This is a genomic window from Rhodococcus sp. IEGM 1409 (assembly GCF_030056735.1).
Classification (GTDB): Bacteria; Actinomycetota; Actinomycetes; order Mycobacteriales; family Mycobacteriaceae; genus Rhodococcus_F.
The window spans coordinates 165,386-179,468 of sequence record NZ_JASHKN010000003.1 but is presented as its reverse complement, the minus strand read 5'-3'; the positions used below and the strand labels follow the sequence as shown (position 1 = coordinate 179,468).

Annotated in this window: 11 protein-coding genes; 1 reads left to right on the top strand and 10 read right to left on the bottom strand. The window is 64.2% G+C overall.

Annotated elements, in window-relative coordinates; translation table 11 throughout:
* Positions 1–27: 27 nt before the first annotated feature.
* The 7 genes from rplU to QM716_RS10670 form a co-directional block, all read right to left on the bottom strand.
* A complete protein-coding gene (gene rplU, locus QM716_RS10700; protein WP_003944533.1) occupies positions 28–339 on the bottom strand; it encodes a 50S ribosomal protein L21 in 312 nt (103 codons plus the stop codon).
* A gap of 318 nt (positions 340–657) precedes the next feature.
* The gene (locus QM716_RS10695; protein WP_283304130.1) at positions 658–3,921 is read right to left on the bottom strand and encodes a translation initiation factor IF-2 N-terminal domain-containing protein; all 3,264 of its coding nucleotides are present in this window, start codon (positions 3,919–3,921) and stop codon (positions 658–660) included.
* Between the two features lie 450 nt (positions 3,922–4,371).
* The gene (ndk, locus tag QM716_RS10690) at positions 4,372–4,791 is read right to left on the bottom strand and encodes a nucleoside-diphosphate kinase (RefSeq protein WP_003944527.1); all 420 of its coding nucleotides are present in this window, start codon (positions 4,789–4,791) and stop codon (positions 4,372–4,374) included.
* Positions 4,792–4,809: 18 nt separating this feature from the next.
* The gene (locus QM716_RS10685) at positions 4,810–5,235 is read right to left on the bottom strand and encodes a DUF4233 domain-containing protein (protein WP_283304129.1); all 426 of its coding nucleotides are present in this window, start codon (positions 5,233–5,235) and stop codon (positions 4,810–4,812) included.
* Positions 5,232–6,671 (bottom strand): bifunctional tetrahydrofolate synthase/dihydrofolate synthase, encoded by a 1,440-nt coding sequence (gene folC, locus QM716_RS10680; protein ID WP_283304128.1) that lies wholly within the window; start codon positions 6,669–6,671, stop codon positions 5,232–5,234. Before folC ends, QM716_RS10685 begins: the two co-directional genes overlap by 4 nt.
* Positions 6,668–9,349 (bottom strand): valine--tRNA ligase, encoded by a 2,682-nt coding sequence (locus tag QM716_RS10675; protein ID WP_283304127.1) that lies wholly within the window; start codon positions 9,347–9,349, stop codon positions 6,668–6,670. The genes folC and QM716_RS10675 overlap by 4 nt, the downstream gene beginning before the upstream one ends.
* A 185-nt stretch (positions 9,350–9,534) precedes the next feature.
* Complete coding sequence (locus QM716_RS10670; protein ID WP_283304126.1) at positions 9,535–10,086, bottom strand: hypothetical protein; 552 nt, start codon at positions 10,084–10,086, stop codon at positions 9,535–9,537.
* On the opposite strand from QM716_RS10670, the gene QM716_RS10665 reads away from it, so the two are divergent.
* Entirely contained in the window at positions 10,078–10,236 is a 159-nt protein-coding gene (locus QM716_RS10665) for a hypothetical protein (protein WP_283304125.1), read from the top strand. The genes QM716_RS10670 and QM716_RS10665 overlap by 9 nt on opposite strands.
* Positions 10,237–10,307: 71 nt before the next feature.
* Here QM716_RS10665 and QM716_RS10660 read toward each other — a convergent pair whose 3' ends face one another.
* From QM716_RS10660 to QM716_RS10650, 3 genes are all read right to left on the bottom strand, one after another.
* Positions 10,308–12,341, bottom strand: coding sequence for a S9 family peptidase (locus tag QM716_RS10660; RefSeq protein ID WP_283304124.1), 2,034 nt, complete (start codon positions 12,339–12,341; stop codon positions 10,308–10,310).
* Between the two features lie 2 nt (positions 12,342–12,343).
* A complete protein-coding gene (locus tag QM716_RS10655) occupies positions 12,344–12,967 on the bottom strand; it encodes a GNAT family N-acetyltransferase (RefSeq protein ID WP_283304123.1) in 624 nt (207 codons plus the stop codon).
* A gap of 80 nt (positions 12,968–13,047) precedes the next feature.
* Entirely contained in the window at positions 13,048–14,055 is a 1,008-nt protein-coding gene (locus tag QM716_RS10650) for an iron-siderophore ABC transporter substrate-binding protein (RefSeq protein ID WP_283304122.1), read from the bottom strand.
* Positions 14,056–14,083 lie beyond the last annotated feature (28 nt).

Sequence of the window (14,083 nt, the reverse complement as noted above, 5' to 3'; positions counted from 1 at the left end):
CGGGTGAAATTAGCTAGAAAGAACTGGTTACTTGATGCCCGTGACCTTGAGCACCGTGATCGGCTGCCTGTGGCCCTGACGCTTGTGGTAACCGGTCTTGTTCTTGAACTTGTGGATGCGAATCTTCGGGCCCTTGGTGTGCTCGACGATCTCACTGGTGACTGCGACCTTGGCCAGCTTGGCCGCGTCGGTGGTCAGGTCAGATCCGTCGACCACGAGAACGGGAGCAAGCGAGACAGCAGTGCCGGGCTCACCCTCGATCTTCTCGACCTTGACGAGGTCACCAACAGCGACCTTGTACTGCTTTCCGCCGGTCTTGACGATCGCGTACGTTGCCATCGGAGGGCTACCCCTTGCTTCTTCGAACTTGCTCGCGCTGCTGCCTGAGGCTTCAAATGCATCGCGACTGGTCTGGTTTATGTCACCTCGGCTCGGTACTGACGTACCGGGACATTCACGCGCACTCTAGGCACACAGAATCTCTACCGCCGGGTGGCGACCCTCCAAGGTTACGGGAAAGCAACCGTCAGGGTCAAACCGCCCCGCCGAGGGGTGGTGCTTACTACTCTGTACTGCTTCTACCAGCTGAAACTTCGGATAACGGTTGGATGTCCTCGCTCATCGCCAGGACATCCAACCGACCGAAAGACGGTAGTTCTACTCTCCGTCGACCGGCGGACCCGCGGGACGTGCTGCTGCACGCCTGCGACGGGGCCGCTTGACGACGACAACTTCTTCCTCGGCCGGAGCTTCGGTGGCCGGAGCTTCGGTGGCCGGAGCTTCGGTGGCCGGAGCCGGAACAATTTCCGCGACCGCTTCCGCCACGGGGTCCGGAGTCGGAATCACGAAGACCGTGCCCACCTCGGGAGCTGCTTCGGCAACCGGTGCCGACGCTGCCCGCGACGCCCGGCGACTACGCCGACGACCTCGCGGAGCTTCTTCCCGCTCGTCGCCCCCTGCGGGAGCTTCTTCCGCAGCAGAGTCCACAACAGGAGCGTCAGGGCGCTCAGTAGCAGCAGGAGTATCAATCGGCCGATCCTGTTGCCGATCGGCACTTTTGGATGCATCATCCCCCGAAGACGTACCGGCGGAATCAAACTCGATCGAGTCGGCCGCGACGGTCTCGTCGTCGTCGTGGTGATGCGAGGCCATCGCCAATGCCACCGGATGAGCCCGCTTGACCGTCGCGTCGACGGCCGGAACCTCCGGCGCCGGAGCTTCCTGTCCGTTGGACTCGGTCGAAGCCGACTTGTCTCCGCGGCCACGCTTGTTCTTGCGCGAGGTACCGGATTCACTGCGCTGCGAGCCCGAACGTGATCCGCCGTCGTCCGAGGACTTCACCTCGACGGGCTCGGAGTGGACGATGATGCCGCGGCCGTGGCAGTGCTCACAGGTAGTCGAGAAGGCCTCGACCAATCCGGTGCCCAACTTCTTGCGCGTCATCTGCACGAGTCCGAGGGAGGTGACCTCCGACACCTGATGGCGCGTGCGATCGCGACCCAGGCACTCGGTGAGCCGACGCAGGACCAGGTCCCGGTTCGATTCGAGGACCATGTCGATGAAGTCGACGACGATCATTCCGCCGATGTCGCGCAGGCGCATCTGGCGAACGATCTCCTCGGCAGCTTCGAGGTTGTTACGGGTGACGGTCTCTTCGAGGTTTCCGCCGGCTCCGGTGAACTTGCCGGTGTTGACGTCGACGACGGTCATGGCCTCGGTGCGGTCGATCACCAGGGTGCCGCCGGACGGCAGCCACACCTTGCGATCGAGTGCCTTTGCCAACTGCTCGTCGATACGACGGGCCTGGAAGACGTCGATGTTGCTCGTCGGCGTGTACTTCTCGAGCCTCGGCAGCAGATCAGGCGCGACGGAGTTGATGTAGTTCTCCACCGTCGTATGCGCCTTCTCGCCCTCGATGACGAGCTTGGTGAAGTCCTCGTTGAACAAGTCGCGAATGACCTTGACCAGCATGTCCGGCTCTTCGTACAGGGCCTGCGGGTTCCCGGACTTGCCGGTGTCCGCAGCCGCTGCCTGCTCCTCGATACCGGCCCACTGCGCCTGCAGACGAGTGACATCGCGCGCCAACTCTTCTTCGCTGACTCCCTCGGACGCCGTGCGGATGATCACGCCGGCGTCGGCCGGAACGATATCGCGCAGGATCTCCTTGAGACGCTTGCGCTCGGTGTCGGGCAGCTTGCGGCTGATGCCGGTGGACGTACCGCCGGGAACGTAGACGAGGAAGCGTCCGGCCAGCGAGATCTGCGTGGTCAGGCGGGCACCCTTGTGTCCAACCGGATCCTTGCTGACCTGAACGAGCACCTGATCGCCCGGCTTGAGAGCCTGCTCGATCTTGCGCGAGTTGCCACCGAGACCGGCTGCCTCCCAGTTGACCTCACCGGCGTAGAGCACGCCGTTGCGGCCACGCCCGATGTCGATGAACGCAGCTTCCATGCTGGGGAGCACGTTCTGGACGCGTCCGAGGTACACGTTGCCGACCATCGACGCGGAAGCCGAGTTCGTGACGAAGTGCTCGACCAGCACTCCGTCTTCGAGGACTGCTACCTGTGTAGTCGCGTGCGGCTGACCGCTGTCTGCTCGATCGCGCACAACCATGACGCGGTCGACGGCTTCACGACGGGCAAGGAATTCCGACTCGGTGAGAATCGGCGGGCGACGACGGCCGGCGTCACGACCGTCGCGGCGACGCTGACGCTTCGCTTCGAGACGCGTCGAACCACTGATGCCCTGGACCTCGTCCTTGACACGGGTCTTGTTGCGCGGTTCGCGCTCGTGAACGACAGTGTTCGGCGGATCGTCCTCGGACGTCGCAGTCGCGTCGGCGGCGCCATCGGTGCCGGTCTTACGACGGCGACGGCGACGACGGCGACGGCTCGATCCGTCAGCGTCGAGGTCGGAATCGTCGGCGTTCTCGGATTCCGCGTCCGCATCCGCGTCGGACTCGGTCTTGTTCCCGGATTCTCCGCCGGAAGCATCTTCGGTTTGCTTCCCGACTGCCTCGGGGGCAGTTTCCTGCTCCGCTTCGGTGGTCGTATCCGACTCTTCGTCCGAGCCCTGCTCGGAACCCTGTTCGCCACCCTGTTCTCCGCGGCCACGGCCACGTCCACGGCGTCCACGACGACGGCGACGCGGCTGATCGTCGTCCTCGTCCTCGGACTCGGCACTCTCGCCCTCGGTTTGCGGGGCGGTCACAGCCGGCTCTTCGACAGCTGGAACTGCAACCGGTGAGGCCTCGGGTGCGACTGTTTCGGCTTCCGCAGTTGTCTGCTTCTCTTCGACGGCTGCCGGTGCAGCGGGCTCGCGGCGGGCGCGACGACGACGCGGAGCCACCTCGGCTGCCTCGAGATCCGGCTGCAGGAACAGCGGGACCTGCGGCGCGGCGGGGGCCACCTCGGGCTGATGGGTCTGAGGCGCCTCGAAGGAGGTGAACAGATCGGACTGCTCGGCTTCCTTGCTCTGCAGCGCAGCAGCGGCGTCGAGTCCAGCGTTGATCTCGGCAACCGCCGGATCCACCGCTTCTTCTGCTGCCGGTTCCGGGACAACTACCTTCTTGCGTGAACGACGAGCCCTGACCGGCTTCTCGGCTGGAGATTCGGCAGCAGGCTGCTCGGCCGGAGTTTCGGCAGCAGGCGCTTCGACCACCGGGTCGATGAGAGTGTCGAGCTCGGCGACAACCGGCTCGATGGCCTCGCTCGCGGAAGTCAGCGAGGCATGAATCCGATGTGCGACGTCACGTTGAAGACTCGACTGCGCACTGCGCAATTCGGTCCCGAGCGCTGCAGCTTCGGCGAGGACCTGCTTGCTGGTGACACCGAGCAGCTTCGCCAGCGCGTGAACGCGCATCTTGTCGGGAAATTCCGGGGTGGTGCTGGAATCTGATTCGGTTGGGGATTGATCGGCCACGTAAGTCTCCTCAGCCCCCGGGCGCGTCCAACCCAGAAGTCGAGTTGTCACGCGGCCACGCGGGAGCGTGCTGTGTGTACTCGCACTCAGAAGTGAGTACGAGATTGTAAGGTCTCGCTCCGCATGGTCCGCAGTGCCCGTTATTCACTGCGAGCGCATGAAGTGCCTGGCTGGATGGCCGTTGTCCTGTGCGCGAGCGCCTGATCATCCAGCGTGCAGAGGTCCAGGGATTTCCTGTTGACCTGGAGCAGCGATGAAAGGGCATCGAACCTAGGTGTCATCCGGTTGAACGTGCGTAAAACAAATTGCGGTTCAACTGAAAGCAGTATCCCACACCGACGCGCCTGCAACTGCAAAGGGCGCACCGATGTGGGATACGTGCCGAGAATTCGCTGTGGAGATGTGGGCCGAGGGCCCGTGTCATGTGGGCCAGAGGCCCGGATCGAAGATTCAGATGGACGACAGCGCGGGGAACCACAGAGCGATTTCACGCTCTGCCGACTCCACGGAGTCACTGCCGTGAACGAGGTTCTGCTGCGCTTCGAGTCCGAAGTCGCCGCGGATCGTGCCCGGAAGAGCCTTGTCGACCGGGTCGGTTCCGCCGGCCAGCTGACGGAAAGCAGCGATGGCGCGGGGGCCTTCGAGCACTGCGGCCACCAGCGGACCGGAGGTGATGAACTCCAACAAGCTCGGGTAGAACGGGCGCTCGGCGTGCTCTGCGTAGTGGCTACCAGCCACCTCTTCGGAAGCTACGCGGAGATCGAGTGCAGCAATTGTCAGGCCTTTGCGTTCGATACGGCTGAGGATTTCTCCTACGTATCCACGGGCAACGGCGTCGGGCTTGATCAGTACGAGGGTGCGCTCAGTCACAGCGGACAGCCTAAATGGTCAGCCCCGCTGACCGGGAAGCAGGCCCTTGTCCATCCGGCGCTTGATGTCTCTCTGCAGGTAGACGAGGTATCCCCAGACGATCCCGAAGGTGATAGCTACACCGGCAATCGACGGGTGGACGAAGAAACCGAACAGAAGAATCACCTGAAGTGCGACGTTGAACCCCATCGCCCACGGCTTGCCCTGGACTCCGGCTCCCAGAATCATCAGTACCGCCAACCCGATGATGAATCCGGCCGAGACCGCGGTGAGGCCACCGCCGACGACCGCAACGACCGGCAATGCCAGCAGCACGACGATCGCCTCGAGGATCAGGGTTCCGGCCATCACTCCGCGGAAACTCTTCCACGGGTCCTTGGTCGGAGGCCCGAACTCACCGGCGGCGTCGCCGGACTCGGGATTGGATTCTGACGGGGTACTCACGCGGGGTCCTTTCCGAACAGCGTGCGGGCGGCGCCCGCGGTCACGACGGATCCCGTCACCACGACACCTGCCCCTGATACGGCTTCGCCGGGTTCGGCGACCTGCTCGGCGATTTCGATCGCGACTTCCAAGGCGTCGGCAAGCACCGGCGCGACGACGACGCGCTCGTCGCCGAACTTCGCGACGGCAATGTTCGCCAGTTCCTCGACGTCCATCGCGCGGGGTGATCCGTTGTGGGTGACAACGATCTCGTCGAAGACGGATTCGAATGCGGTCAAGATTGCGTCGACGTCCTTGTCCGCCATGACGCTGACCACTCCCACGAGCTTGCGGAAGTCGAACTCCTCGGCCAGTGCGGCCGCGAGGGCGCGGGCACCGTCAGGATTGTGGGCGGCGTCGAGAAATACGGTCGGTGCGCTCCGAACACGTTCGAGGCGACCCGGATTGACGATCGAGGCGAACCCGTTGCGGATTGCATCCTGGTCGAGTTGTCGATCCGGACCGGCACCGAAGAACGCTTCGACAGCAGCGAGCGCGAGGGCTGCGTTGCGCGCCTGATGCTCGCCGTGCAGCGGGAGGAAGATGTCGGTGTACACACCGCTCAGACCCTGAAGTTCGAGCTGCTGTCCGCCCACCGCGATCTGGCGAGCAAGCACCTTGAACTCCGAGCCTTCGCGAGCGACCGCGGCCTCGACCTCGACTGCTCGCCGCAGCAATACCTCCATGACTTCGGGAGTCTGCTCGGCGATGATCGCGACTGTGTCCACCGGAACCAGGTCCTCGCGGCCCTTCTTGATGATTCCGGCCTTCTCCTCCGCGATCCCGGCCAGGTCGGTGCCCAGGTACTCGGCGTGATCGAGACTGATCGGGGTGATCACCGCGACCTGTCCGTCGATCACGTTGGTGGCGTCCCAGCGTCCGCCGAGGCCGACCTCGACCACGGCGACGTCGACCGGTGCCTCCGCGAATGCCGCATAGGCCATCGCGGTGAGCACTTCGAACTTGCTCATCGCCGGTCCCCCGGCTTCCTCGGACTGTGCGTCGATCATCTGCACGTACGGCTCGATCTCGCGGAACGTGTCCACGTAGAGCCGCGGTGAAATCGGATGACCGTCGATGCTGATCCGCTCGGTCGCGATCTGCAGATGAGGGCTGGTGGTTCGGCCGGTACGACGATGCAGAGCGCTCATCAAAGAATCGATCATGCGCGTCACCGACGTCTTGCCGTTGGTCCCCGTCACGTGCACCGACGGATAGTTGTGCTGCGGCGAGCCCAGCACGTCCATCAGCGCCTCGATACGAGTCAGTGACGGCTCGATCTTGGTCTCGGGCCAACGCTTGTCGAGTTCGGCCTCGACCAGCGCCAGTTCGGCGATGTCGACCGGAGTCGGAACCGAACTCTGAGCGTCGAACTGGGACGGCTCGTACGAACTCACTTGTCGGCCAACTCCTTCAGACGTCCGGTGATGCGCTCGATCTCTTCGACGGCGATCTGGCGACGGTTCTTGATCTTGTCGACGACGGCGTCGGGTGCCTTCGCCAGGAAAGCCTCGTTCGCAAGCTTGTTGTCAGCGGTGACGAGTTCCTTCTGCGCTGCCGCGAGGTCCTTTTCGAGCCGCTTCTTCTCGGCACCGAGGTCGATGGTGCCCGAGGTGTCGATGTCGACCGTGACGGTGCCCTGGCTCAGACGCACCTCGACGGAGATCGACGCGGTGAATCCTTCTTCGGGTTCGGTCAGCTTGGCCAGCGCTGCCACGTAGGCGAACTGGCCGTCCATGCCGGCCTCCGAGAGCCCGGACGCACGCGCCGGAACCTTCTGGGAAGGCTTGAGACCCTGATCGTTTCGGAAACGTCGCACCTCGGTGATCAGTTTCTGGGTGTCTTCGATCCGGGTGGCGGCCGCAGTGTCGATTGCGACGCCGGACAGCGTCGGCCAGTCGGCGACGACGACGGATTCACCCCCGGTGAGCGCCTTCCACAGGGTTTCGGTCACGAAGGGAATGACCGGATGCAGGAGGCGGAGCAGTGCATCGAGAACGTTGCCGAGCACTGCGCGGGTGTTCGCGGCGACGGCCTCGTCGCCGGCGAACTGCACCTTGGCGAGTTCGAGGTACCAGTCACAGACCTCGTCCCACGCGAAGTGGAACAGGCCTTCGCATGCCTTGCTGAACTCGTAACGATCGAAAGCGGCATCCGCCTCGGCCTGGACCGTGTCGAGACGGTCGAGGATCCAGCGGTCGGCGTCGGTCAGTTCGCTTCGAGCGGGCAGCGGCGCCGGAGCGGCGCCGTTCATCAGCGCGAACTTGGTCGCGTTGAACAACTTGGTCGCGAAGTTGCGTGAGGACTGCGCCGAATCCTCACCGACGGACAGGTCGCTACCCGGGTTGGCCCCGCGTGCGAGTGTGAATCGCAGGGCGTCGGCGCCGAAACGATCCACCCAGTCGAGTGGGTCGATACCGTTACCGCGAGACTTCGACATCTTCTTGCCGTACTGGTCGCGAACAAGTCCGTGCAGGAACACGTCCTTGAACGGCATCTGCGCGCCGGACTTACCCGGACCGGCGGTGATCGGCTCGTCCTCGGACACATAGGTGCCGAACATCATCATGCGGGCGACCCAGAAGAACAGGATGTCGTAGCCGGTGACGAGAACGCTGGTGGGATAGAACTTTTCGAGTTCGGGCGTCTTGTCGGGCCAACCCATCGTCGAGAAGGGCCACAGTCCGGAGGAGAACCAGGTGTCGAGGACGTCGGGATCCTGAACCCAGCCTTCCGGTGCCGTTTCGTCGGGGCCGAAGCACGCAACTTCGCCCTCGGGGCCGTACCAGACCGGGATGCGGTGCCCCCACCAGAGCTGGCGGGAAATGCACCAGTCGTGCATGTTGTCGACCCAGTCGAACCAGCGCGGTTCCTGGCTTGCCGGGTGAATGACGGTGTCGCCGTTGCGAACCGCATCGCCGGCAGCCTTGGCCAAGGTTTCGACCTTGACCCACCACTGCAGCGACAGGCGCGGCTCGATAGCTTCACCACTGCGCTCGGAGTGTCCGACGCTGTGCAGGTACGGGCGCTTCTCGGCTACGACGCGCCCCTGCTCGGCGAGGGCTTCGCGAACCTTGACGCGAGCCTCGAAGCGGTCCATACCGTCGAATTCGGTTCCCGTGTCGGCAATCTTGCCGGTCTTGTCCATGATGGTGGGCATCGGCAGGTTGTGCCGCAGGCCCATCTCGAAGTCGTTGGGATCGTGAGCCGGCGTGATCTTCACTGCGCCGGTTCCGAACTCGGGGTCGACGTAGTCGTCCGCGATGATCGGGATCTGACGCCCGGTGAACGGATGATCGAGAGTTGTGCCGATGAGGTGCTTGTAGCGCTCGTCTTCGGGATGGACAGCCACTGCGGTATCACCGAGCATCGTCTCGACGCGGGTGGTCGCGACGATGACGTGTGGCTCGTTGTCGTCGAGCGAGCCGTAGCGCAGGGAGACCAGTTCACCCTCGACGTCCTCGAACTTCACCTCGATGTCGGAGATCGCGGTCTGCAGCACCGGCGACCAGTTCACGAGGCGCTCGGCGCGGTAGATCAGGCCCTCGTCGAACATGCGCTTGAAGACGGTCTGAACGGCACGCGAGAGGCCCTCGTCCATCGTGAAACGATCGCGGCTCCAGTCGACGCCGTCACCGATGCGCCGCATCTGGCCACCGATGGTTCCGCCGGATTCGCGCTTCCAGTCCCAGACCTTGTCGATGAACAGCTCGCGGCCGAAATCTTCCTTGGTCTTGCCGTCGGCAGCGAGTTGCTTCTCGACGACGGACTGCGTGGCGATACCGGCGTGGTCCATGCCCGGCAGCCACAGAACCTCGTAGCCCTGCATCCGCTTGCGGCGGCTGAGCACGTCCATGAGTGTGTGATCGAGGGCATGACCCATGTGCAGGCTGCCGGTGACGTTCGGGGGCGGCAGCACGATGGAGTAGCCGGGCTTGTCGCTGGTCGCGTCGGCCTGGAAGTACCCGGCGTCTACCCAGCCTTGATACAGATCGGCCTCTACCGCGCTGGGGTCCCAGCTCTTGGGTAGGGCGTCGGCGGGGGTCTGGGGGTTCTCTGGAGCTGCACTGGTCACCACTTGATCCTAATGACTCCCCCGTCGTGAACGAATTCGCCCGTCAGGCGCCGCGGTGGCCACGAACGACGGTCACCACAGTCCGGGGGTCAGCCGAACAAACGAGATTCACCGATCTGCTCCGCTGACAGGATCACTCTGAAGGACGACCGACCAACGACCTGTGGGGCAAATATGTTGAACAACTAAAGTTCTCGCCGTCCCGGCGTTCGAACCGTGGCGGCTGCCGCGACGATCGGAGCGGCGGTTGCCCTGGCGCTTCCGGCGACTGCGTCCGCTGCACCCGGCATCGAAGGAAGCGTGCAGGGCAGCGTCGACAGTGGCAGCGCCACGATCAACGGGAGCGTGGGCGACCTGGGGAACGGCATCGCGAACGGCATCGCCAGCGGCAGCGTGGGCGACATCGTCAGCGACATCGTCGGCGGAATCGCCATCGGGAACGCGACAACATCATCGGCGGCCTGCCCGCAGGCTCGACGAGCGCTACGGACATCGTCAACGGCCTGGCCAGCGGCAATGTCAGGGATATTCTCAGTGGGCTGGCGAGCGGCAGTGGTGGCGGTGGATCGTTTGCGCCGACGCAGCGGTGTGACGCCTCGACGGTCTCCGGCGGCGCAGGAATCACCACCACCAAGCACGAGCTCGGCCGCGGCGGCCGGACGTCGTTCGTACTCGGGTACGAGACCGAGGGCATCCCGGACCTGATCGAGGTGTACTACGAAGGACGATTGATCCACAGCACCGGATACATCGGCGACGACATCAGAGAGGGAACCGGTTCGGCGGTCGTCAACGTGCCCGCCGGCGGGGCCTCGTCCGTACTGGTCCGCGTCACGGGCACCGACCATACCGAGTGGGCGTACACCGTTCGCTGCCCCGGCGCCTGATTCCAATCCGGATCCACGCGAACAAGATCGTGCCTCGTTCGGCCGAAACGACCGAACGAGGCACGCGCAGTTCAGCCCAGAATTTCCGGCAGCGCCACATCTTCACCGAGAACGTGCTCGGAAAGGAACGCGGTGACCACCTCGTACCAGATCTTTGTGTGCTGCGGCTTGAGCACCCAGTGATTCTCGTCGGGAAAGTACAGGAAGCGATGGTCCGTTTTCCCGTCGTCGTCGGCGGGCAGACCTGACTCTGCCAGCAGTTCGTACCAGAGCCGCAAGCCCTCACCGATCGGAACCCGATAGTCCTTGTCGCCGTGGATCACCAGCATCGGCGTCGTGATGTCTGCGACGTACAGATGCGGCGAGTTCTCGACGGCCATCTCGGGCGACATCTCGCGCTGCCAGTACCACGCAGCGTCCGTGGTCGGGCCGAATTGATCGAGTGCCCAGAGACTCGCATGGGTGACGATCGCGTCGAAACGGTTGGTATGGCCGGCGATCCAATTGGCCATGTAACCGCCGAACGAACCACCCATCGCGCCTGTTCGCTTGGGGTCTATCTCAGGCTGCGCGACGGCAGCATCGGTGATCGCCATCAGATCGGTAAAGGGCGCCTTGCCCCACTGACCCCACCCGCGCTGAACGAAGTCCTGCCCGTATCCGGTCGAGAGCGCAGGATCGGGCAGCAGCACGGCATAGCCCTTGGCGACGAGCAGCCACGGATTCCACCGCCAGGACCAGGTGTTCCACGATCCGAGGGGCCCGCCGTGGACCCAGAGAAGCAATGGCACCGGTGCATGCGGCGCGGCGCCGGTCGGCAGCGCCAACCAGCTACGCACTGTCGAACCGTCCTCGGCGCGCGCGGTGATCTCGGTCAGCGTTCCCGGCAGCTCCGGCAACGGGTCGGGCCCACGAAGTACGGTGATCTCACCTGATCGCAGATCCACCCGCACCACGTGCGGGGGCGCTTCGTACGAAGCCCGCAACGCGTAAATCGACTCGCCGTCCGGCGCCACTCGAACGTCGGTGTACGCCGCGTCGTCGGCTGTCAGGCGAACCGGTTGGCCCCACAGATCGATCGTGAAGATCGGACCGCGGCCGCCGTCGTCAGCGGTGACCACCAGCCCGGATCCGTCGGGCAGCCAAGCCAGGGAGGTAGGCCAACGATCCCAGCCGTCGGCGACGCCGGTCACGGCACCGGATCCGAAGTCGTAGAGCTGCAGAGTCATTCGCGGCGCGGACTCCGGCGTGGTGAGGGTCTCCCGAATGAACGCGAGCTTGGTTCCGTCCGGCGAGAGCACCGGGTTGTAGACGTCCGCGTCGGCCTCGTCGACAAGGGTGGTTCGGTCGCCGGTCACCGTGTCGATCCGAACCAACGTCGATCGGCGAGCGGCACTCGGATCGCCGACAGTCCACGTCGTCACGACGAAGAGACCGTCGTCGGAGATCGTGGTCGACGTCTCTCGCAGCGCCGCGCCTGCAGTTGGCGTGATGTCCCGCAATTCGACGGATTCCTTCGAATCCGTTTCAGCCACAACCAGATGCGGATGATCGGGGCCCAGGTCGTGGTCCCAGTGGCGCACCGGATAACCGGTGTGCAGCATCGCCGTGACCTTCTTGTCCTTGCGCGCCGATCGCACCTGATCGTCCTGGTCGAGGCTGATCGCCGAAGCCATGACCGAAGTCTGGGCCACGAACGTCGGCGCTGCCTTGGCTGCGAATACTGACGAGACGCCACCAGGACGTGAGATCAGCAGCTGAGCTTCTCCGCCCGCCGCAGGTAGGCGCCAGAGTGCGGGTTGCGGGTCACTCTCGCCGGGCACGGCTCGCGTGGCGGTGAAGAGCACGTCGCCGTCGAACGCGAAGGCGGCACCGGACTCACTGGTCGAACCCCAGGTCAACCGACGCGCAGGACGTCGACCTTCCGGGTCGATCTCCCACAACGAGGACACGTATTCGGCGCTCTTGTCCTCGAGAACGGCGCGCGCGCAGATGAGCAGCGAGCCGTCGGGTGACAACACCAGACCGGACAACCTGGCCAGAGCGATGTAGTCGTCGAGTTCGTCGAACGGTGTGCCTGCGTGGAGCTCGGGAATCTGGGTCACCACTAGTTGGTATCACGCGCCCCGGGTTGACGCATCATTGCGTAGATCGTCGGCCCGCCGCCTGGCATGACGATGTCGCGGGTCACTTCGAAACCGAAGCGGTTGTAGTACGGGATATTCGATTCCTTGCTGCTCTCGAGGTAGGCGTCGACATGTTCACGGTCACAACGCTCCAGCCGGGAGTTCAGTAGCGCTTTGCCGTATCCCCCACCTCGCGCTGCACTGCCGGTCCCGACGGTCGCGAGATACCAGTGCGGCGAATTCGGATGTGCTCCTTCGAGAACGGAGCTGACCTCGGCCGCATGTCGCAGCCCGCTGCCGAAGACGCGCACCATTGCGGGCAAGCTCATGAGCCCGGAGATCCACGACTGCTTCCATCGCCCCGGCGGATCCCACAGAGTTGCCCCGCCGATCACGCCGTTGTCATCGGTGGCCACCTCTACACCGCCACCGGCGAGGTGGTGGTAACGAGCTTCTGCGGCAAACAGTTTCGTCAGGCGATCAGCCCTGGTGGCCGCGTCCGGCAACATCCACGCCATCAAGGGATCGTCCTCGAACGCCTCGGCCAACACTGCCGACAGTGCTGGAACATCGGATCGGACAGCCGGCCGCACGTGTACACCCATGAGGCGAGAGTACCGCCGACTGTCCGAATCCCGGGTCCTTGAACTGAGCTGGTCCTTGAACCGAGCTGTCCGTGAACCGATCAGACGAGCAAGCCCGCAATCCGCGGCGGAATCTGTTCGAGCGCGTACGGCAGGCTCAGTACCGTGCTCCACGTCATGGCTTCGGCAGCAGCGTCTTCCAGGATGATCGCACGGCCGTCCTTCACGACGTCGAGTTCCTGGTAGATCGGGGTCTTGTCCAATTCCGCGCGAAGCTTGTCGCCGTAGCCACCACCGGCGTACCAGACGAGTACGTCGACGTCGGCAAGAGAGAGTTGCTCGGTGCTGATCTCGGCGAAGTTACCCGTGATCTGATCGGTGACAGGCGGATTCACGAATCCGAGTTCGGTGAAGAACCGCACCTTGGGGTCTTCCGGTCCGTAGACCCCGAACTGCCCCGGCCCCTTCAACGCGCCCACCAGAACAGTCTTGCCGGCAAACGCCGGATTGGCCGTCTTCACGTCGGCGAACTTCTCCTCGACGCCGGCGATCAGCTCGGTGGCCTTTCCCTGCTGCCCCAATGCCTCGCCGATGATGGTCGTCTGGTTCTGCCAGGGGATTCCGTAATCCGCGAACTCCTTCGGCTGTGCCACCGTCGGCGCGATGGCACTGAGTTTGTCGTACTGCGCCTGAGTGAGCCCGGAGTAGGTGCCCACAACGAGGTCGGGTGTCACGGAGGCGACCTTCTCCATCTGAATAGTGGTGCCCGCGGTTCCGATGATCTCCGGAGCCGACCCGTTCAGTAGAGGCTGCGCCCACGGCCACACACCCGAGGGGTAGTCGCCGTACCAGTCGAAGGTTCCGACCAAGGTCCCGCCGAGCGCGAGAATCGCATCCTGATCGTTGTACCCGACACTGACGATCCGCTGCGGATCCTTGGGCAGTTCGGTGGTACCGAACTTGTGGGTGATCGATCCCGCAGTGTCACCGCTTGCGGGTGTGTCCTCGTCGTTCGAACTGGAGCAGGCTGCGGCGAATGCCAGCAACGCTCCCGACGTGCCGATCAGAAATCCGCGCCGGGTCAGCCGACCTGCGTCCGTTCGATCCATGCTCTTACCCCTTAAGTCCGCTGGTTCA

What these genes read in the sequence shown, in the direction of transcription:
- rplU (WP_003944533.1), bottom strand. Translation starts at nt 339, where the DNA reads ATGGCAACGTACGCGATCGTCAAGACCGGCGGAAAGCAGTACAAGGTC.
- QM716_RS10650 (WP_283304122.1), bottom strand. Translation starts at nt 14,055, where the DNA reads ATGGATCGAACGGACGCAGGTCGGCTGACCCGGCGCGGATTTCTGATC.
- QM716_RS10655 (WP_283304123.1), bottom strand. Translation starts at nt 12,967, where the DNA reads ATGGGTGTACACGTGCGGCCGGCTGTCCGATCCGATGTTCCAGCACTG.